Raw genomic sequence first — 19,302 nt, 5'->3', positions numbered from 1 at the left:
TCCTCCGGGGCGGGTGGTGCCGCCGGCAGGCGGGACCACCCGCCGGTGGGGCGAGGTGCCCCGGGGGTCAGGTGAGGTCGAACTCGCCGTCCCGCGCGCCCAGGACGAAGGCCCGCCACTCGGCGGGGGTGAAGATCAGCGCGGGACCCTCGGGGTTCCGCCCGTCCCGCATCGCGATGTACCCCTCGACGAAGGCGATCTGCACGTCCCCGGTGCCCTGGCTGCTGGACAGCCACTCCGCACCGGTCAGGTCCACCTGCGGCTTCTTCCCGTTGGCCAACGGCTGTCCGATGGTGCTCTCAGCCACGTCCCGGCTCCTCCCACATCCACACCACGTCCACATCGACGTCCGCTTCCAGCCTATCGGTGTCGGGCCCACCCGGCAGAAGAAGGCGGAAGCCGCACATGGCGGCCCGCGATGCGCTACGGCATCCTCGCGCCGGGCCGGTTCCGCACCTGTCTCCGGCTCAACCACGCCTGGGCAAAGGGGTATTGGTTCCGCCGCGCGAAACCGACCCGGCGGGTAGGGTCCGATCATGACCGCACATGATCATCATCGGCACGCGGCCGGCGATGCCCGCGACTCCCCGCTCGCGCCGGGACTCGACCCGGCCCGCACCGCGCTCGTGATCGTCGACCTGATGGACCGGATCGTCGCGCTGCCGCTGGCCCCGTACCCGGGGCCGGAGGTGGTCGCCGCGGCGGTGGAGCTGGCCACGGCGTTCCGTGCGGCGGGCGCGCCGGTGGTGGCGGTGCGGGCGTGCCGTTCCGGCGCCGCCGAGCAGCCGCCCGGCAGCGACCTGGTCCCCGAGGTCGCCGCGGCGGCCGACGCGGTGGTGGTCAAGCGCACGGTGGGCGCCTTCCACGACACCGAACTGGACGCGTACCTGAGGAAGTGGGGCATCACCACCCTGGTGCTGGCCGGGATCGCCACGAACATGGGTCTGGAGTCCACCGCGCGGGCGGCCGCGGATCTCGGCTACCAGCTGGTGTTCGCACGGGACGCGATGTCCGGGCTGACCGCGGCGGAGCACGACGCGGCGGTGACGCTGGACTTCCCCCGCTTCGGGACGGTGGTCGCGGGGGCAGAGGTGTACTTCGCCTGACCGGTGCCTCCGGTCCGGTCGGCGGCGGGTCGGGCCCGCCGCCGCTTTTCCGGGTTGGTTTTGTACCTACTAGTATGTACGCTGCTCGCATGGACACCGCGGAACGCCTGATCGAAAGCGCGCAGCAGCTGCTCTGGGAGCGCGGCTACGTCGGCACCAGTCCGAAGGCCATCCAGGAGCTGGCCGGCGCCGGCCAGGGCAGCATGTACCACCACTTCAAGGGCAAGCCCGACCTCGCGGCGACCGCGATGCGGCGCAGCGCCGCGGAGTTGCGCGCGCAGGCCGACGCGCTGCTCGACGAGGGCGACACCGCGCTGGCGAGGGTCGGCACGTACCTGCTGCGCGAGCGCGACCCGCTGCGCGGCTGCCGGGTCGGCCGGATGGCGATGGACCCGGACGTGATCGCCAGCGGCACCTTGCGCGAGCCGGTCCGGGACACCTTCGCGTGGCTGCGTGAGCGGCTCGCCGGGATCGTCGCCGACGGCGTCGCGAGCGGCGAACTGCGGCCCGGGATCGACCCGCGGGACACGGCGGCCGCGCTGGCCGCGGTCGTCCAGGGCGGGTACGTGCTGGCCCGCGCGGCGGGCGACCGCGAGCCCTTCGACCAGGCGGTGCGCGGCGCGCTCGGCCTGCTCGAGGCGGCATCGACCGGGCACGCCGCCCCGGCGGCGCCCGCCGGCCAGGACGGCTGACCCAGCCGGGCGGACGCGACGGGGCGTCCGCCCGCGACGGACACCGGCGACGGACCCCCACACGAGGACGCTGACGTACGCGCGCGACGCGCCGCGTACCGGACGAGGGAGCATCCACCCGTGCACGGCATGAACTACCGCATTCCCCTGCCCGCCGACTACGACATGGGCATCATCCGGCACCGGGTGGCGACCCGGGGGCACCTGCTCGACGAGTTCCCCGGGCTGGGGCAGAAGGCCTACCTGATCCGGGAGCGCGGCACCGACGGTTCGCCGGTGAACGAGTACGCGCCCTTCTACCTGTGGAACACCCCGCAGGGCATGAACGGTTTCCTGTGGGGCCCCGGATTCCGGGGCCTGGTCGAGGACTTCGGCCGCCCGACGGTCGAGCACTGGACCGTGCTCGGCTTCGAGCGCGGCCCGGCCGTGGCGTCCCCGCCGTCGGCCGCCGTGCGCGCGGCGCGGCGACTCGGCGCGGACGAGGACCCGGCAGCGGCGTTCGCGCGCGAACTGGACGGGCTGCGCGAGACCGCCGCCCACGCCGACCTGCACTCCGCCGCCCTGCTGGTCGATCCGCGGCACTGGGAGGTGCTGCGCTTCACGCTCTGGCGGGGCGCCGCGCCCGACGAGCCGGACGGCGAACGCTTCCAGGTGCTGCACCTGTCGCGGCCCGAACTGGACTCCCTCCCGACCGGGCGGCAGTGGTGAAGCGGGCGGCCCTCGACCGCGAGGCGGGGTACCGGCTGCTCGGCGAACTCGCCGGCCCGCGCACCGTGGAGGGCACCCTGGCCGGGCTGGACAGGCTGGCCCCCGGGTTCGCCGACTGGATCGTCACCGCGCTGTTCGGCGGCACCTACCAGCGCGACGGCCTGGCGCTGCGCGACCGCCAGATCGCCACTCTTGCCGCGCTCACCGCGCTCGGCGGCGTCGAGCCCCAACTCGACGACCACGTGCGCAACTCGCTGCGGATCGGCGTCGAGCCGGCGGAGATCGTGGAGGTGATGGTGCACCTGGCGCCCTACGTCGGGGTGCCCAAGGCGCTCGCCGGACTGCGGGTCGCGGCGGCGGCGTTCGACGAGCTCGGGGTCGGCCCGGCGGAAACCGACGGAGCGAGTCCAGGGACGGGTTCGGGCCCGGGCACCGCCGAGGACGGCGGCCGGGAAGGCGGTGCCGCATGATGCGCGTACGCACCGTGCTCGGTGACATCGACCCCGCCGCGCTGGGCGTGACCGACTCCCACGACCACCTGTTCTTCGCCGCCCCCGCCCTCGCCGGGCAGGAGTTGGACGATCCGGCCGCCGCCGAGGCCGAGTTGGGCGCGTTCCGGGGGCTGGGCGGCGCGGCGGTGGCACAGTGGACGCCCTTCGGGCTGGGCCGGATGGCGGGCGAGCTGCCCGCGCTGTCGCGGGCCGCCGGGATGCATCTGGTGGCCGCGACCGGCCTGCACCAGGCCGCGCACTACGCCCCCGAACTGCTGGAGCGGCTGCGGTCGGACGGCCTCGCGGAGTTCTTCACGGCCGAGCTGGCCGAGGGCATGCTCGTCGGCGACGACCCGGACGGGCCGCGCGGCACCGCGAGGGCGGGCATGATCAAGGTGGCCGGGATGTTCCACGGCCTGGACGGGCACGCCCGCGAGGTGATGGCCGCTGCGGCGCGGGCGCATCACGCCACGGGCGCACCGATCGGCATCCACCACGAGATGGGCACCGCGGCCGTCGACGTACTCACCCTGTTGCACGGCGAGTTGGAGGTGCCGGTGACCAGCATCCTGCTCGGCCACCTCAACCGGTTCCCGGACCCGGGCCTCCATCGCGAACTGGCCGCGTCCGGCGCGTTCCTCGCCTTCGACGGCCCTTCCCGCGCCCACCACGCCACCGACTGGCGGCTGTTGGACTGCCTCGCCGACCTCGCCTCGGCCGGGTACGGCGGCCAGATCCTCATCGGCGGCGACAACGTCGTCGCCTCCTCGCGCGCGTCGACCGGCGGCGGGCCGGGCCTCCCCTACCTGCTGCGGGTGCTGCGTCCTCGGATCGCCGCGGCGCTCGGGGAGGCCGCAGCGGACGCGTTCTTCGTCGCGAACCCCTCCCGCGCGTTCGCCGCCGACTGGCGCTGACCGCGCGGAACCCGGGTGCCCGTGCTGGTCCGGCGGGCACCCGGGCCCGACGGGCCCGGCGCGGTCTACGCGCCGCTCAGCTTCAACGCGGGGTCCGGCAGCGCGAGTTCCGCCCGAACAGCGGCGTGGTCGGACGGCCACACACCGGCCACCCGGCGATCTCCGGAGCGGCGCGCGGTACGGATCCAGCCGCGGCTGTCCGGTCCCGGCAGACCGACCAGGATGTAGTCGATGCAGCTGGGCCGCATGCCGAAGTTCACCGCCTCCTCGTGCGCGATGTCCCACGTTCCCTGCGGCAGCGCGGGATCGGCGAACCGCCAGGCGTCGAGGAGGACCAGTCCGGGGACCGCCGGAGCCGTCTTGTAGCCGCAGATCAGCCGCACCTCGTCGAAGTCCGACTCCGCGTTGAAGTCCCCGGTGACGACCGGCGGGTACGGCCCGTGGGCATGCTCGGCGACGAACGCGGCCAGCTCGCGGACCTGCGCGCACCGCACGGCCGACTCGGCGATGCCGGAGTTGAGGTGGGTGGTGAAGAAGGGCAGCGGCCCGCCGGGGACGTCGAGGAGGGCGTGCAACGCGGTCTTGCCGTCGTCGCGGTGGCCGGGCAGCGTCGGCAGCCGGCGTTCGGCGGTCTCCAGGATCGGGTGGCGGCTGAGCACGGCCACCCCGACGTCGACGGTGGTGTCACCGCCGTTGCGGCTGTGCCAGCGGTCCTGGACCACGGCCGGGGACCAGGTCCAGTGCATGTCCAGGCGCTCGGCGAGCCACCGCGCGAGGTTCTCCCCGCCGGGACCGTTGTCCGCCCAGACCTCCTGGAGGCCCAGGATGTCGGGCCGCTCGGCCTCAAGGGTGCGCAGGATCGCCTCCCGCCGCTCCCGCCACCCGCCGAAGCGCCACCAGAGGTTCCAGGTCATGACGCTCAGCGCGCCCGAGTCGCGCGCGGTGCCCGCGGTGGCATCACCGTCCGCGCCGCCCGCGCTGCTCGCGGCGACGCCATCGTCCGCGCCGCTCTCGCCGGTCTCGCCGCTCCCGCCGGAAACCACTGGCCTTCCCCTCTCGTCCCGCCTACGGTGGCGCAGTGCCCACCCAGGTGATCATTCTGAACGGCGGCTCCAGCTCGGGGAAGAGCAGCCTCGCCCGCGCGCTGCAGGACGCGCTGCCCGGTCCGCCCTGGCTGACCTTCGGCACGGACACCCTCGTCGAGGCGCTGCCCGCCCGGATGCGCGGCGGGGACGCGGGCGACGGCATCGCGTTCGGGCCGGACGGCGAGGTGGTGCCCGGCGCGGACTTCCGCAGGCTGGACGACGCCTGGGCGCTGGGCATGGCCGCGGCCGCCCGCGCGGGCGCGCACCTGGTCATCGACGAGGTCTTCCTCGGGGGCGCCGCCTCCCAGACCCGCTGGCGCGACGCGCTGAGCGGGATGGACGTGCTGTGGGTGGGGGTGCGCTGCGATCCGGAAGTGGCCGCCGCCCGGGAGGCGGCCAGGGGCGACCGCACCCCCGGCATGGCGGCACGGCAGGCCGCCCTGGTCCACGAAGGTGTCTCCTACGACCTGGAGGTGGACACCAGCCGCAGCGATCCGGCGTCCTGCGCCCGGACGATCGCGGCACGCGTCACGGGGGACTGAGCCGCCCGGCCGTCGCCGGCGCGGCGCCGAGGAAGCCGCGCAGCGCCTCGATGAACTCGCCGGGCCGCTCGTCGTGCACCATGTGCCCGGCGTCGATGGTCAGCAGCCGGGAGTCCGGGATACGGGCGGCGGCCAGCGCGAGCTGGTCCTGCGGAAGGTGGCTGCGCGGGCCGCCGGCGACCACGAGGGTGGGAGCCGTGATCTCGGCCAGCCCGTCCCAGTGCCGGGCCGGGGGTGCGTTGCGCTGCACCGCGATGTCCCGCACCGCCCGCCAGTCGTAGCGGGTGGGGCCGTCGGGGCCGTCGGGCACGGGGCGGCGCGGCTCGGCGGGGAAGGGCAGCGGGCCCTCCTCCAGCACCAGCCGGTCCACGGTCCGCGGCCGGTCCATCGCCACCAGCGAGGCGGGCACGGTGCCCATGGAGTGGGCGACGAGCACCACCCGCTCCTGCCCGAGCAGGTCGATCAGGCCCAGCAGGTCGTCGCGCATCGCCTCGTACGCGTATGCGCCCGGGTGGGAACTGTCGCCGTGGCCGCGCAGGTCGATGCTCCAGGCCCGCCGGCCGTCCGCCGCGAGTGCCGCCGACACCGCCCGCCACGAGCCGCGGTCCTCCCCCAGCCCGTGCAGCAGCAGGACCACCGGCCCGCCGGCCGGGCCTTCCCCCTCGCCGACCAACCGCACCCCGTTGACCTCGTACGTCACCACGTCGCCCATCCGGGGAGGCTAGCGCGGGGCGGGGCGGAACAGCGGTGCTGTTCGCTGCGGGCGTTCCTCGGGCGGGAGGCGTCCGGAATCCGGGTGTCCCCGGGAGCCGGAGTCGTTCGGAGGGGGAGCCGAAGGCGTGCGGGGCCTAAAGGCGTTCGGGGCCGTCCTGGCGGTGGCGGGAGACGCGCCGGTAGAGCTCCTGCGCCTCCTCGCTCCTGCCGAGGTGTTCCAGGCAGCGGGCCTGGTCGTTGCGGCTGGTGAGGGTGTCGGGGTCGTCCGCGCCGAGTAGTTCCTCGCGCGCGTCGGCGACCTCGCGGTAGACGGTGAGCGCGTCGCTCCAGCGGCCGAGCCAGCCGAGGCAGACCGCGATCTCCCGCTTGCTGACGAGCGTGTCGGGGTGGTCGCCGCCCAGCACGCGCTGGCGGACGGCCGCCACGTCGCGGGCCTCGGCCAGCGCGCGGTCCCAATGGCCGAGCCGGCCGAGGTTGACGCCGAGGGCCTGGCGGGCGCGCAGCGTCTCCTCATCGGAGGAGCCACTGGCGCGGGTGAGGGCGGCGACCAGGTCCTCGTAGAGGGTCAGGGCGTCGGCGGTGCAGCCGAGCCGGGTCAGGCAGATCCCGGTCTCGTAGCGGACGGCGAGCGTGTCGGGGTGGTCGGCGCCGAGCACGCGGGCCCGGGCCTCGCCCACCTCCCTGTAGACCTCCAGCGCCTCCGCCCAGCGGCCGGCCTGGCCGAGGGTGAAGCCGACCTCGAAACGGGTGCCGAGCGTCTCGGTGTGCTCCGGGCCGAGGACCCGCGACCGGGCGTCGGCCACCTCCACGGCCGTCGTGTACGCCTCCTGCGCCCGCCCCAACTGGCCCAGGTTGAACGCCAGGTTGTGCTTGCAGCGCAGCGTGTCCGGGTGCTCGGGGCCCAGGACGCGCTCGCGCGCGGCGAGCACCGCGGAGAACTCCTGGTGGGCCTCCAGGTGCCGGCCGAGCGCACCGAGCGCGTACGCCGCCTCGTGCCGCGCGGCGAGGGTGTCGGGGTCGTCGGGTCCGAGCACGCGGCGGCGCACCTCCGCCACGTACGCGTAGAGCCGCAGCGCCTCCTCGGCGCGGCCGAGCCGGGTCAGGCAGTACGCCGCCTCGTGCCGGCTGGCCAGGGTGTCGGGGTGCTCGGTGCCCTGGGCGCGGTCGCGGCTGGTGGCGACCGTGGTGTGCAGGTCGTACGCCTGATGCCAGTTGCCGATCCGGCCGAGGTCGTCGGCCTCGGCCTGGCGGGCGGCGAGTTCGGCGAGCGCGGCCGGGTCGGCGGACGCGGTGACGGTGCGGGTGGACCAGGCGCCGGTGAGCTCGTGGTGCGCGGGCTCGACCGGCGGGTGGACGCGGGTGGAGCGGGCCACCGGTCCGGTGCTCAGCGCCCGCGCCCAGCCGGGTACGGCGGTGCCGGCCGGGACGGCGACCTTGGCGCCCGCGCGGATCGCCTTGAGCCGGCCGGCGACGTCGGCGGCGTTCTGCGGCCGGTCCTCGGGGTCCTTGGCGAGCAGGTCGAGGATGAGGCCTTCCAGGTCGGCGGGAAGTTCGGGGCGCTCGGCGCGCGGCGGCTCCGGAATGTTGTCGCGGTGCCCGACCAGGATCGACCAGGCGTCGCCGAGGTCGAACGGCGGGTGTCCGGTGGCGAGTTCGTACAGCACGCAGCCCAGCGAGTAGAGGTCGCTGCGCTGGTCGACACCGGAGTTGCTGATCTGCTCGGGAGACATGTAGTGCGGGGTGCCCATGGCGACGCCGGTGCCGGTGAGGCGGGAGGTGAAGCCGATGTCGTGGCCGAGCCGGGCGATGCCGAAGTCGCAGATCTTCACGCCGCCGTCGGCCAGCCGGATGATGTTGGCCGGTTTCAGGTCACGGTGCACGACGCCCTGGGCGTGCGTGTACGCGAGGGCGTCGGCGACCTGTTCGGCGATGTCGGTGAGGTCGGGGACCGGCAGCGGGTGCCGCCGGGCGTCGTCGAGGACCTGGAGCAGGTTGCGCCCGTCCAGGAGTTCCATCACCAGGAAGAGCACTCCGTCGTGCTCGCCGAAGTCGTGCACGACGGTGATCCCGCGATGCTGGAGCGCCGCCGCCACACGTGCCTCGCGCCGGAAGCGCTCCTGGAGGATCCGGTTGAAGCCGGCATCACCGGACTGCCCCATGGGCTTGAGGCACTTCACGGCCACCTTGCGACCCAGCGACTCGTCCAGCGCGCGCCACACCTCGCCCATGCCGCCGCGGCCGATGAGTTCGTGCAGCCGGTAGCGGCCCTGTATCAGCGTGCTGTCGCTCCCGGTGCCGCCGGCCCCCGCCGGTGCACCCTTGCCCGGGGCCCGTCCCGCCCCTGCCCCCGTGTCCGTGCCGGCCCCCTTGCCGCGCCCGGCGGGCGGTGCGCCGCCGGGTCCGTCCTGTTCGTCATGGTGTCCAGCCGCCATCAGCGCCGTGCCCCCGTGCTCATCGGTGCTCTTCGGTGCTTCCCCGCACCCAGTATGGCCGGGTCGGTGCTCGGAGGGGGACAGCGCATCAGGGCACTTCGGGCTCGTACGGGGGCAGGCGCCGGACCGACGGGCGGGTGCCGGGGCCGAGCCGGGCGACCGCCTTGAGGATGTGGCCCGGCGGCAACTGCCAGCGCACCGTGGCCGGGATGGCCCGCAGCACCCGCCCCACCGCCCGCAGCCGGCGGTCCGCGGCGGCCGGCGAGGGCGCGGTCCGCCCGTACAACGCGTGCGCGTACGGCGGCAGTGCGGCGAACGCGGTCGTCGCGACGATGCGCCACAGCGCGAGCCGCGCCGGCAGCAGCAGGGCGGGCACCGGCGGCGCCTTCAGGAACCGGACGACGTCGAACGCCTCGGGTGTCGCGGCCAGTTCGGGCCGGACCGAGATGAAGTAGCGGGCGAGCTGCGCGGTGTCCGCGGGCACCGTGGCGGGATCGAGGCCCACGAGCCGGGCGGCCTCGCGCTGCTCGTCGACGTACGCGTCCGCCTGGGCGCCGGTGAGCGGGAAGCCCGAGCGCCGGGCGACGCCCAGATAGGAGTCGATCTCCGCGCAGTGCACCCACAGCAGCAGGTCGGGGTCGTCGACGCCGTACCGCTCCCCCGTGCCGGGGTCGACCGCCGAGAGCCTGCGGTGGATACCGCGGATCCGGGCCCCGGCCTGCTCGGCGGCGGGCGTGGTCCCGTAGGTGATCCCGCCGACGAACGACGCGGTGCGCAGCAGGCGGCCCCACGCGTCGCGGCGGAAGTCGGAGTTCTGCGCGACGCCGCGCACCGCGCGCGGGTGCAGCGCCTGGAGGTAGAGCGCGCGGACACCGGCAACCCACATGATCGGGTCGCCGTGCAGCTGCCAGGTCACCGAGTCGGGCCCGAACAGGCCCGGATCGGGCGGGGAGTCGGGCGCCGGCACCGGATCGGGCCCGGGCGCCGTACCGGGGTCGGCCGCGGCGGAGGCACCGGGCACGGGCGGATCGGCGCGCAGTGCCGTACCGGGGTCCGGGTCCTCTTCCCGCATGGCCGCCTCCCTGCTCCCGGCGTTCGCGAGGCGCCCGCGCGGCCCCGGTCCTGCCCACCGCCCGCGCCCGCCCAGCGTGCCGCCCCACCCGTCCTGCTGTCCCGTCCACCGTAATCGGCGGGAAGCGGCACGCGAAGGGCGCCCTCCACCCGGGTACGACACCCGACCGTACGGAACGTGGATTCGCGGGCACCGTGCGTAATACTGCAACTGCGCTGGTGGGCGGCGGGCCGGCCGGTGCGCGGACGAGGGACGCGAGGACGAGCACAGCCATGGCCGAGGGGCAGGAGCAGCGCGGGACGGCCGGCGGTCCCCGGCGGCGGCCGGTACGCGGCGAGCGGGTGTGGGAGCCGCGCCCGCCGCTGCCGTCCGCCGTCCGCCGCCGCTCCGGGCTGCTGCGCTGGCTGAGCGCCGGGCTGTCGGCGGCGGTACTGCTGTCGGCGGGCGCGGGCGCCCTGCTGTACCTGCGGCTGAACGGCAACATCCGGGACATGCCGCTGTTCGGCGGCATCGGCGGGGACGCCGGCCACGAACGGCCGGACGCCTTCGGCCGGACGCCGGTGAACGTCCTGGTGATCGGCTCCGACAGCCGCGCGGACCCGGCGGACTGCAAGCTCGGCGGCGACTGCGGCCCGGGCCGGAACGCGGACGTGGCGATGGTGCTGCACGTCTCCGCCGACCGCGGCCACGCCACGGTGCTGAGCATCCCCCGCGACACCGTCACCGACCTGCCCGCCTGCCGTACTCCGAAGGGCGGGACCGCCGCCGCGCGCCGCGGCCCGGTCAACTCCACGCTGCAGTACGGCCCCGGCTGCACCGTCGCGGCCGTACACTCCCTCACCCGTATCCCCATCGACCACTTCGTGATGGTCGACTTCGCGGGCGTGGTCCGGATGTCCGACGCGGTCGGCGGGGTGCCGGTGTGCGTGGACCGCGACCTGTACGACCCGTACTCGCATCTGAAACTGGCCCGCGGCCGCCACGACCTGCGCGGCCGGGCGGCCTTGGAGTACCTGCGCACCCGGCACGCCTTCGGCGACGGCAGCGACCTGGGGCGTACGGCCGCACAGCACCTCTTCCTGAGCGCGCTGGGGCGCCGACTGCGGCAGAGCGGTTCGCTCACCGACCCCGCCGGGATGCTGTCCCTGGCCGACGCCGCCACCAAGGCGCTCACCGTCGATCCGGGCCTGGCCGCCGTCCCCCGGCTGGTCGGCCTCGCGGAGGACGTGCGCAAAGTGCCTTCCCCCCGGGTCTCCTTCACCACGATGCCGGTCGCCGCCGACCCGGACAACGCCGCCCGGCTGGTTCCCGCGCCCGGCGCCCGGCGGGTCTTCGCCGCGATCGCGGCGGACACGCCGCCGCGCGCCACGCCCGCCCGCGGGGCGTCCCGCGTCGACGAGTCCTTCGACGGCCCGGCCGCCTCCGCCGCCGCCCGCGGGGCCACGCGCCAACCGTCCGGCCCGGCCTGCGCGAAGGTCGCCACCGCCGCCACGGTCACGGTGCGGGGCAGGGCGATGAACCCCACCGCCGCGTACGCCGCCACGCCGCGGATCCGGGTGTCGGCGCGCTGACGGCCCGGGCGGGACGGCCACCGGCCCGCCGCGCGCCCGGAGGCGTCAGCCCCAGAACGCCTCGGCCAGTGCGAACCCGAGGGACGCGGCGCCCAGTCCGGCGGTGATGCTGCCGACGACGTTCGCGGCCGCGTAGAAACGGGCGCGGTTCTCCGCCAGTCGCAACGTCTCGTAGGAGAACGTCGAGTACGTGGTCAAGGCGCCGCAGAACCCGGTACCGAGCAGGAGTTGCAGGTGGGCGGAGGCGGCGCCCTCGGCCGCGGCGCCGGCGACCAGGCCGAGGACCGCGCACCCGCCGACGTTGACCGCGAAGGTGCCCCAGGGGAACGCCGTGTCGTGCTTGGCCTGCACGGCGCGGTCGGTGAGGTAGCGCAACGGGGCGCCCACCATCGCGCCGAGGATGACGAGCAGCCAGTTCACCGGACCTCCCTGCCGGTCGTCGCGGCCACCACCCGGCGGGTGGCGTTCGCCCCCGCCCACACCGCGGCCAGGGCGACCGCGGCGGTCAGCGCCAAGTACCCGAGCGCCGGGCGCGGATGCCCGTGGTCGACCAGGCCCCGCACATCACTGGCGTACGTGGAGAAGGTGGTGAAGCCGCCGAGCACTCCGGTGCCGAAGAACGGCCGCACCAGCGGGTGCGCCGTCCACACGTCGGTGATCAGCACCATGAAGACCCCGATGACCGCGCAGCCCACGGCGTTGACGCCGAACGTGGTCCACGGGAAGGCGTCCGTGGCCGTCGGCCACAGCAGCGCGGCGCCGTAGCGGGCGCAGGCCCCGATCGCGCCGCCGACCGCGATGACGGCCAGCACCGTGGCCGGATGCGTGCTCAGTTCGGCGCGCTGGCCGGGGACGTGCAGGTCGACGTCGGAGTCGACCGGTTCCTCGAAGAGGGGCGGGCGCGGGTCTGCCACGTGAGTCTCCTACTCGCATCAGGACGGCACGCCACCGCTCACGCCTGTGCGGCGCGAGGCGAAGGTGCGCTTCGCAAGCAGGGACCGTTGGCGGCGTCCTCGCCGCGGTTCGGGTACGGCGGGCCCCACCGCCGCGCGGCGTCCTCGGACGCCACGGCGCCAGTCTATCCATCCGGCCCGGCACACAGGCCACCGCGCCCACCCGAGCGTCCGCACAGGCCGCGCCATTGCCGGGTCCCACCGGTTCGTGCCGGGCGCCCGCGAACTCCGGTCCCTCACACGGGCGGGCGACCCGGGACGCTCAGTTCCCTGACCAGTGCCGCCGCCCCGCGGATCGCGGCGACCTCGGCCGCGCTCATGGTCGGGTTGCCGGTGCGCATACGGACGGCTTCCTGGAGCGCCGGGCCGTCCGGGTCCGCCAGGACCGCGAGCGGGGCGCCGCCGCCCAGGAGCGCGGTCAGCGCGGCGCGCGCCGCGGCGGCCACGGGCCCGCCGAGCACCGCGGCCTGCGCGAGGATCAGCGCGCTCATCGCCCAGTCCCACGCGGCGGGCCCCTCGCGGGAGTTGCACCAGTCGATGACCACGGGCCCGTCGGAGGTGAGCATCACGTTGTCCGGATGGAGGTCGAGGTGGAGCACCCGGTGCGCGGGGTCGGCGGCGATCCGGGCCGGGACCGCGTGCAGCCGGTGCAGCAGGCTCGCGAGCAGGGCTCCGCCCGCCGCCGGGCCGACGTTGCCGTCCTGGACGGCCGCGAGCAGGGTCGGCCCGGACAGCCGCCGCATCACCAGGTCGGTGGGCGGCAGCGGGCTGGGGCCCGGCGGCCGGAGCCGGGGCACGGGATAACCGTGCGCGGAGAGGTGGTTCATCACGTCCGCCTCGGATGCGGCGTCGACCGGGATGCGGTAGCGGCGCAGTACCCAGCCGCCACCGGCCTCGTAGACGTCGGCGCTACGCCCCGAGCCGATCAGGGGGCCCGGTGGTGGCGCCGGTTCCGGCCGTACCGGTGGTTGGCTCTGTTCCCCGCCCATGGGCGAAACCTACCGGCTGCGCCTCGCGCCGCCGCTGCCCGGCCCGGGCGACGAGCATCGTGAACACCCCGGCGAGCAGGCCCCAGAAGGCGGAGCCGACACCGAGCAGGGTGACCCCGGAGGCGGTGGCGAGGAAGGTGACGACGGCGGCCTCGCGGTCGCGGTCGTCGGCCAGCGCGCCGTGCAGGGAACCGCCGATGGTGCCGAGCAGCCCCACCCCGGCGGTGCCGAGCACCAGCGCCCGCGGCATCGCGGTCAGCAGCGAGCCGATGGTGCCGCCGAACAGCGCGACGCACAGGTAGAACACGCCGGCCCAGACGGCCGCGAGGTAGCGGCGCTCGCGGTCCGGGTGGGCCTCGGGGCCGGTGCAGATGGCCGCGGAGATCGCGGCGAGGTTCAACGCGAAGGCGCCGAACGGGGCGAGGACGGCGTTGGCCGCGCCGGTCCAGCCGAGCAGCGGTGAGACCGGGACGTCGTAGCCGTCGTTGCGCAGCACCGCGACGCCCGGAAGGTTCTGCGAGGCCATGGTCACCACGTAGAGCGGCAGGCCCGCGCCCACCAGGGTCTGCCAGTCGAACCGCGGCGCGGTGAAGACGGGCGCGGCCGGGGTGAACCGGATGTGGCCCGCGGCGCCGCCCCACCCGCCGGTCGCCGTCGTCGCCGCGATGCCGACGAGGAGGGCGACGAGCACGGCGTAGCGCGGCCGCACCCGCCGGGCGACCAGATACCCGGCGAACATCGTGAAGGTGACGGCGAAGTCGCCGTGCATCGCGCGGAAGAGCCCGGTGCCGAACTCCATCAGCACCCCGGCCAGCAGCGCCGCCGCGAGTGACACCGGGATCGACGCCATCGCGCGGGCGAACCAGCCGGTGACCCCGCTGATCAGGATGAGCACCGCGGACAGGAGGAAGGCGCCGACGGCCTCGCCCATGGACGCGCCGGTGAGGCCGGTGGCCAGCAGGGCCGCGCCGGGGGTGGACCAGGCGGTGACGACCGGCACCCGGAAACGCAGCGAGAGGCCGATGGTGGTGGCGCCCAGACCCACGCCCAACGCGAGCATCCAGGAGGCGAGTTCGGCCGGGCCGGCACCCGCGGCCCGGGCGGCGCTGAGCACGACGGCCGCCGAGCTGGTGACGCCGACCAGCACCGTGACGAGGCCGGCCGCGACCGCGGAGGGCGGTGCGGCCGCGCGTATGAGTGCGGCCGGGCCGCGGGGCGAGGAGGGGGTCATCGCTACTTCCGGAGAGGAGGACGCGCGCAGTCGAGCCAGGGAGGCGTTCCGTCTATGGAACGTTCCGTCCGCGGAACGCTAGGGTGGGCCACGGGCACCCGTCAATCGCTTTCGGCCCGTCGGCCGCTTGCCGGTCGCGCGTACGTCCTGGAGAAAGGCCGATGCAACTCAACGAGCAGGTGGGCCGGCGCCTGCGGGCCCTGCGCGAGGAGCGGCGGCTGTCGCTGTCCGAACTCGCCCGGCGCTCCGGCCTCGGCAAGGCCACGCTCTCGGAACTGGAGGGCGGCCGCCGCAACCCGACCCTGGAAACGCTGTACGCCCTCACCACCGCGCTCGGCGTCCCGCTCAGCACGGCGCTCGCCGATCAGGCCGGCTCCGCCCCGCCGGTTCCCGAGGCGCGCGCCCGCGCCAGCGGCGACGCCGTCACCGCCCTGCTCACCGAGCGGCACGAAGGCGCGGGCGCCGTCACCGAGGTGTTCCGGGTGCGGATCCGCGCCGGCGCCGTCCAGCGCTCCGGCCCCCACCTGACCGGCACCCGCGAGCACCTCTACGTGCTCAGCGGCACCGCCCTCGTCGGCGATCCCGCCGCGCCCACCACCGCCGGCCCCGGCGAGCACGCGCACTGGCGGGCCGACGGGACGCACGTCTACAGCGCTCCGCACGGCGACGTCGAGGCGGTGCTCTTCGTCCGCTATCCGCTGGCCGCGGGCCCCTACCGCACCATGGCCGGCCCGCCCACCGACCACTCCGCCGTACCCGGCGCCGCGCCTGGCACGGGACCCTCCACCGACGCCGCCGCACCCCCGGCCGGTCCGCCCTCCGATGACGGGAGCACCCGTGCATGACCTCCGCGGCGGCCACCCCCCGCCGGTGCCCCCGCTTCCGCCGCTGCCCCCGCCGTACCGTGCGCGGCCGGCCACGCCCGCGGACGCCGGCGCGATCCACCGGCTCGTCGCCGACTGCGAGCGCGAGGTGCTCGGCCGCGCGGAGACCGGCCTCGACGCCGTCACCGCGCACCTGACACTGCCCGCCCTGGACCCGGCACTCGACACCCTGCTCGTCCACCGGCCGGGTCGGGAACGCGGTGCGGAACCGGAGTTGGTGGGCCGGGCGTGGGTGCACGGCGGCCGCCGCAGCGAGGTGGACGTCCATCCCGCCCACCGCGGGCGGGGGTTGGGCCGCCTGTTGCTGGACTGGGCCGAGGAGCGGGCCCGTTCGGTCGGCAGCGTGCGGCTGGCGCAGCCGGCCGAGGACGCCGACGCGGCCACGGTCGCGCTGCTGCGCTCGCGCGGGTACGAGCCGTTCGTCACGCAGTGGCTGCTGGGGATCGCGCTGCCCGAGGAGCCGGAGGTGCCCGAGCCGCCCGCGGGGGTCGACGTGCGGCCGTTCCGCTCCGGGGACGAGAAGGCGGCGCACGAACTCTTCGAGGACGCCTTCAGCCTGTGGCAGAAGAGGCGCCTGCCCTACGACGAGTGGGCGCGGCTGACCGTGGAGCGCGCCGCCTTCGCCCCGGAGGTGTCGCCCGTGGCGTTCGCCGGCACCGAGATGGTCGGCGCCGCGCTCGCGTTCGACGTCCCGGGCTCCCGGGAGGGGTACGTCGACCGGCTCGCGGTCCGCGCCGACCACCGGGGCCGCGGCATCGCGGGCGTGCTGCTGCGCGAGGTGTTCCGGGCCTTCCACCGGCGCGGCCGCACCGGCTGCACCCTGTGGACGCACTCCGAGACCGGCGCCCTGTCCCTCTACGAGCACGTCGGCATGACGGTCCGCCGCAGCTCCTCGGTCTACGCCCGCGCCCTCACGCCCGGCTGACACCGCCTCACGCGACGGCCGCCGCGCGCAGGCGCTTTGCCGTGCGGGTCGTTACCGGGCCGACATGCGGACGTGGCCCCGCGTGGGCAGGCTGGGGGCATGGACGCAGAGCACGGAACCCAGGTGATCGTGGAGCCGCCGGGACCTGGCGGGCGACGGATACGGGTGGGCCGGGAGACGCTCGGGCTGGCCCGCGGGCCGGCCGACCTGCTGGAGTTCCTGCGCCGGGCGGGCCTCGACCCGGACAGCGTCAGCCTGGACGACCCCGCGTTGTTCGTCTGGCACGGCGGCGGACCGGACGTGTGGACGGCCCCGGACGACGCCTCGGGCGGCTCCTGACCGGGTACGACGCGGAGCCGGACGGGCGGCCGGCGCGGAATACGCTGTGCGGGTGAGCGATCAGGGGACCCACGAGACCCGGGCCAGTACCGCCGGCTACGCCGAAGCCGCCGGGCAACTCGTCGACCAGTACGAGAGCGTGGCGTTCGCCGACGTCCACCACGACGTGCTGCACCTGTTCCCGGCCCGGGCCGGCACGGTGCTGGACATCGGCGCGGGCAGCGGGCGCGACGCGGCGGCACTGGCCGCGCTGGGGCACCGGGTCGTCGCCGTCGAGCCGACCGCGGAACTGCGCGCGCGGGGCCGGGCGATCCACGCCGGCGCGGGGGTGGAGTGGGTCGACGACGCGCTGCCGGACCTGCCCGTGCTGCGGGGCCTCGGGCACGGAGACGGGCAGGGGCATCGGGCAGACGACACCGACACCGGCACCGGCACCGGCACCGTCCGCCGCACCGACACCGACCTCAGCAGCTACCGGCGCTTCGACCTCATCCTGCTGACGGCGGTGTGGATGCACCTCGACGCCGCGGAGCGGACGGCCGCGATGGGCGCGCTCGCCGGCCTGCTCGCCGACGAGGGTCGGATCGTGCTGTCCCTGCGGCACGGCCCGGTCCCGCCGGGCCGGCGGATGTTCGACGTCACCGCCGACGAGACCGTCCGGCTCGCCCGCACGCACGGCCTGCACCCGGTCCACCGCAGCGAGCGGGCCGACCCGCACGGCCGACCCGGCGTCCGGTGGAGCCACCTGGGGCTGCGCGGGGAACCGGCGGGCATCTGACGCGGGCCGGGCCCGCCGTCACACCCGGGCCCCTGGCGCGTACCCGGAGCGCGGGTCAGTGCGCGGGGGTGTTCGCGCGCATCGGCACCCCGCGGAACGTCTGCACCAGCACCGTCAGCGCGCCGAGCGTCACGCACTGGTCACCGAGGTTGAAGATGCCGGAGTGGCCGACCTGGATGAAGTCCAGCACCGCGCCGCGGCCGAACCCGGGCGTACGGAAGAGCCGGTCCGCGAGGTTGCCGCCCGCACCGGCGAAGAGCAGGCCGAGCCCGACGCCCCAGCCGACCGACCGCACGGACGACGACGCCCACGCGATGAAGGTGAGCACGCCGACCGCCAGCACCGTGAAGACGAGGGTCGCGTGCGGGGCGAACGACCCGGCGGCGCCGGAGTTGCGGAACGCGGTGAAGGTCACCGCCCCGCCCAGCGCGTGCACCGGCTGCTTGCCCTCCACGGTCACCGCGGCGATCGCCTTCGTCACCTGGTCGACCGCGAGCCCGGCCGCGGCCGTGATCCACAACGCCCGCTGCGGTGCTCCCACGCTGCCCACCATCGGCCGCCTCCCGCGCTTCCATGCCCACGCAATGACTGAGCGTTCACCCATTCCAGCAGCCTACGCCCGCGTGCCTCGCCCCCGGCCCCGCACCGCCCTGCGGGCTCCCCGACCCGGATGGCCCGCCCCGGACGGGATCGGCCCGGACCGGATCGACCCGGACCGGATCGCCCGGGCGAATACGCCCCAACGGACAGCCCGCGCGCATTGCCTGACTAGAGTCAGAGGATGGACAGGGCACAGATCGACCAGGTACGGCGGTTCAACCGCACCGTCACCGAACGCGTGGGCGTGCTCCACGACCACTACCTCGGCAGCGACCGGCCCATCGGCGCGGCACGCCTGCTGTGGCAGATCGGCGAGGAGGGCCAGGACGTGCGCCGGCTGCGCGAGCGGCTCGGGCTCGACTCCGGCTACGCCAGCCGGCTGCTGCGCTCCCTGGAGGCCGACGGCCTGGTGACGGTCGAGCCGCAGCCCAGCGACCGCCGCGTGCGCACCGTACGGCTCACCGCCGCGGGGCGGGCCGAGCGCGCCGCCATCGACGGCCGCAGCGACGAGCTGGCCGGATCCCTGCTGGAACCGCTCAACACCGCCCAGCGCGCCCGGCTGGTCGCGGCGATGGCCGACGTCGAACGGCTGCTGACCGCCGCGACCGTGACGCTGGAGGCCGTCGACCCGGGCCGGCCCGACGCCGAGCACTGCCTGCGGGCGTACGCCGCCGAGCTGGGCGAGCGCTTCCAGGACGGCTTCGACCCGGCGCGGAGCCTGCTGCCCGACCCGGGGGAGCTCCGGCCGCCGCGCGGCGAGTTCCTGGTCGCCCGGCTGCACGGCGAACCGGTCGGCTGCGCCGGCCTGAAGCTGCCGCCCGGGGCGCCCGCCGAGGTCAAGCGGATGTGGGTGGCCCCGCAGGCGCGCCGGCTGGGCCTGGGCCGCCGGTTCCTGGCGGAGCTGGAGGCGCGCGCGGCGGGGCACGGCCGCACCCTCTTGCGGCTGGACACGAACAAGGCACTGGACGCGGCGATCCGGCTCTACCACTCCTGCGGATTCCAGGAGGTCCCCGCCTTCAACGACGAGCCCTACGCCGATCACTGGTTCGAGAAGCGCCTCTGCTCTCCGCGCAGCCCCAGGAGTTAACACGGGCACCATTGGTCGTCAATAGCCACGTGCCTGCGGAACGGTGTCATCACGGCCACGATCCGATCACGATGAATCGGTCTTTATATCCCGTCATAAACGGACAAAAATTCCGTCCGCGCGCCATCTTGTTTGGCCCGCGCATGGCGCGGGGTAGGCGGCGACCCGGACCCGGAGGTCGGTGTGCCG

Annotated in this window: 21 protein-coding genes and 1 pseudogene; 12 read left to right on the top strand and 10 right to left on the bottom strand. The window is 75.5% G+C overall.

What is annotated here, in order from left to right; translation table 11 throughout:
* Positions 1-67: 67 nt before the first annotated feature.
* Positions 68-307 (bottom strand): DUF397 domain-containing protein, encoded by a 240-nt coding sequence (locus C4U44_RS33625; protein ID WP_103889877.1) that lies wholly within the window; start codon positions 305-307, stop codon positions 68-70.
* Positions 308-536: 229 nt separating this feature from the next.
* Here C4U44_RS33625 and C4U44_RS33620 point away from each other — a divergent pair, with 229 nt between their 5' ends.
* The 5 genes from C4U44_RS33620 (at position 537) to C4U44_RS33600 (ending at position 3,911) form a co-directional block, all read left to right on the top strand.
* Positions 537-1,106 carry an isochorismatase family protein gene (locus C4U44_RS33620; protein ID WP_103889876.1) on the top strand — a complete coding sequence of 190 codons (570 nt, stop codon included), beginning with the start codon at positions 537-539 and terminating at the stop codon, positions 1,104-1,106.
* 89 nt (positions 1,107-1,195) lie between these two features.
* Entirely contained in the window at positions 1,196-1,798 is a 603-nt protein-coding gene (locus C4U44_RS33615; protein ID WP_200823496.1) for a TetR/AcrR family transcriptional regulator, read from the top strand.
* Between the two features lie 120 nt (positions 1,799-1,918).
* Positions 1,919-2,506, top strand: a complete 588-nt coding sequence (locus C4U44_RS33610; protein WP_103889874.1) for a DUF4865 family protein — start codon at positions 1,919-1,921, stop codon at positions 2,504-2,506.
* A complete protein-coding gene (locus C4U44_RS33605) occupies positions 2,500-2,976 on the top strand; it encodes a carboxymuconolactone decarboxylase family protein (RefSeq protein WP_103889873.1) in 477 nt (158 codons plus the stop codon). Before C4U44_RS33610 ends, C4U44_RS33605 begins: the two co-directional genes overlap by 7 nt.
* Positions 2,973-3,911 (top strand): phosphotriesterase family protein, encoded by a 939-nt coding sequence (locus C4U44_RS33600; RefSeq protein ID WP_103889872.1) that lies wholly within the window; start codon positions 2,973-2,975, stop codon positions 3,909-3,911. Before C4U44_RS33605 ends, C4U44_RS33600 begins: the two co-directional genes overlap by 4 nt.
* 65 nt (positions 3,912-3,976) lie before the next feature.
* On the opposite strand, the gene C4U44_RS33595 is transcribed toward C4U44_RS33600, so the two are convergent.
* A complete protein-coding gene (locus tag C4U44_RS33595; RefSeq protein WP_322973716.1) occupies positions 3,977-4,954 on the bottom strand; it encodes an endonuclease/exonuclease/phosphatase family protein in 978 nt (325 codons plus the stop codon).
* A gap of 35 nt (positions 4,955-4,989) precedes the next feature.
* On the opposite strand from C4U44_RS33595, the gene cpt reads away from it, so the two are divergent.
* Positions 4,990-5,538: a chloramphenicol phosphotransferase CPT gene (cpt, locus tag C4U44_RS33590; protein WP_235032544.1), complete on the top strand. Its 549-nt coding sequence runs from the start codon at positions 4,990-4,992 to the stop codon at positions 5,536-5,538.
* Here the strand turns inward: cpt and C4U44_RS33585 are convergent.
* The 3 genes from C4U44_RS33585 to C4U44_RS33575 form a co-directional block, all read right to left on the bottom strand.
* On the bottom strand, positions 5,525-6,250 hold the full coding sequence (locus tag C4U44_RS33585; RefSeq protein ID WP_103889871.1) for an alpha/beta fold hydrolase: 726 nt from the start codon (positions 6,248-6,250) through the stop codon (positions 5,525-5,527). The two genes, cpt and C4U44_RS33585, sit on opposite strands and share 14 nt — an antisense overlap.
* A 136-nt stretch (positions 6,251-6,386) precedes the next feature.
* Positions 6,387-8,684, bottom strand: coding sequence for a serine/threonine-protein kinase (locus C4U44_RS33580; protein WP_103889870.1), 2,298 nt, complete (start codon positions 8,682-8,684; stop codon positions 6,387-6,389).
* A gap of 88 nt (positions 8,685-8,772) precedes the next feature.
* Entirely contained in the window at positions 8,773-9,756 is a 984-nt protein-coding gene (locus C4U44_RS33575; RefSeq protein ID WP_103889869.1) for an oxygenase MpaB family protein, read from the bottom strand.
* Positions 9,757-10,028: 272 nt separating this feature from the next.
* On the opposite strand from C4U44_RS33575, the gene C4U44_RS33570 reads away from it, so the two are divergent.
* A complete protein-coding gene (locus tag C4U44_RS33570) occupies positions 10,029-11,327 on the top strand; it encodes an LCP family protein (RefSeq protein ID WP_103889868.1) in 1,299 nt (432 codons plus the stop codon).
* Positions 11,328-11,372: 45 nt separating this feature from the next.
* Here C4U44_RS33570 and crcB (C4U44_RS33565) read toward each other — a convergent pair whose 3' ends face one another.
* The 4 genes from crcB (C4U44_RS33565) to C4U44_RS33550 form a co-directional block, all read right to left on the bottom strand.
* Entirely contained in the window at positions 11,373-11,747 is a 375-nt protein-coding gene (gene crcB / locus C4U44_RS33565) for a fluoride efflux transporter CrcB (protein ID WP_103889867.1), read from the bottom strand.
* Positions 11,744-12,241, bottom strand: coding sequence for a fluoride efflux transporter CrcB (crcB, locus tag C4U44_RS33560; RefSeq protein WP_103889866.1), 498 nt, complete (start codon positions 12,239-12,241; stop codon positions 11,744-11,746). The genes crcB (C4U44_RS33565) and crcB (C4U44_RS33560) overlap by 4 nt, the downstream gene beginning before the upstream one ends.
* 275 nt (positions 12,242-12,516) lie before the next feature.
* Positions 12,517-13,269 (bottom strand): phosphotransferase, encoded by a 753-nt coding sequence (locus C4U44_RS33555; RefSeq protein WP_103889918.1) that lies wholly within the window; start codon positions 13,267-13,269, stop codon positions 12,517-12,519.
* Entirely contained in the window at positions 13,190-14,500 is a 1,311-nt protein-coding gene (locus C4U44_RS33550; RefSeq protein WP_103889865.1) for a benzoate/H(+) symporter BenE family transporter, read from the bottom strand. Before C4U44_RS33550 ends, C4U44_RS33555 begins: the two co-directional genes overlap by 80 nt.
* 161 nt (positions 14,501-14,661) lie before the next feature.
* Here C4U44_RS33550 and C4U44_RS33545 point away from each other — a divergent pair.
* From C4U44_RS33545 to C4U44_RS33530, 4 genes and pseudogenes are all read left to right on the top strand, one after another.
* Positions 14,662-15,204: pseudogene (locus C4U44_RS33545) on the top strand (helix-turn-helix domain-containing protein); the annotation flags it as partial.
* A 133-nt stretch (positions 15,205-15,337) separates the two neighbouring features.
* Positions 15,338-16,309, top strand: a complete 972-nt coding sequence (locus C4U44_RS33540) for a GNAT family N-acetyltransferase (RefSeq protein ID WP_235032543.1) — start codon at positions 15,338-15,340, stop codon at positions 16,307-16,309.
* A 99-nt stretch (positions 16,310-16,408) separates the two neighbouring features.
* Positions 16,409-16,648: a hypothetical protein gene (locus C4U44_RS33535; RefSeq protein ID WP_103889862.1), complete on the top strand. Its 240-nt coding sequence runs from the start codon at positions 16,409-16,411 to the stop codon at positions 16,646-16,648.
* A 52-nt stretch (positions 16,649-16,700) separates the two neighbouring features.
* On the top strand, positions 16,701-17,426 hold the full coding sequence (locus C4U44_RS33530) for a class I SAM-dependent methyltransferase (RefSeq protein ID WP_103889917.1): 726 nt from the start codon (positions 16,701-16,703) through the stop codon (positions 17,424-17,426).
* Positions 17,427-17,481: 55 nt separating this feature from the next.
* On the opposite strand, the gene C4U44_RS33525 is transcribed toward C4U44_RS33530, so the two are convergent.
* Positions 17,482-17,967 (bottom strand): signal peptidase II, encoded by a 486-nt coding sequence (locus tag C4U44_RS33525; RefSeq protein WP_160145165.1) that lies wholly within the window; start codon positions 17,965-17,967, stop codon positions 17,482-17,484.
* A gap of 240 nt (positions 17,968-18,207) precedes the next feature.
* On the opposite strand from C4U44_RS33525, the gene C4U44_RS33520 reads away from it, so the two are divergent.
* Positions 18,208-19,113, top strand: a complete 906-nt coding sequence (locus tag C4U44_RS33520) for a helix-turn-helix domain-containing GNAT family N-acetyltransferase (RefSeq protein ID WP_103889860.1) — start codon at positions 18,208-18,210, stop codon at positions 19,111-19,113.
* Positions 19,114-19,302 lie beyond the last annotated feature (189 nt).

The sequence above is a fragment of the Actinacidiphila yanglinensis genome, assembly GCF_900107965.1.
Classification (GTDB): Bacteria; Actinomycetota; Actinomycetes; order Streptomycetales; family Streptomycetaceae; genus Actinacidiphila; species Actinacidiphila yanglinensis.
Note: the sequence above shows the minus strand (reverse complement) of the source record. Positions and strands in the feature narration are given on the sequence as shown.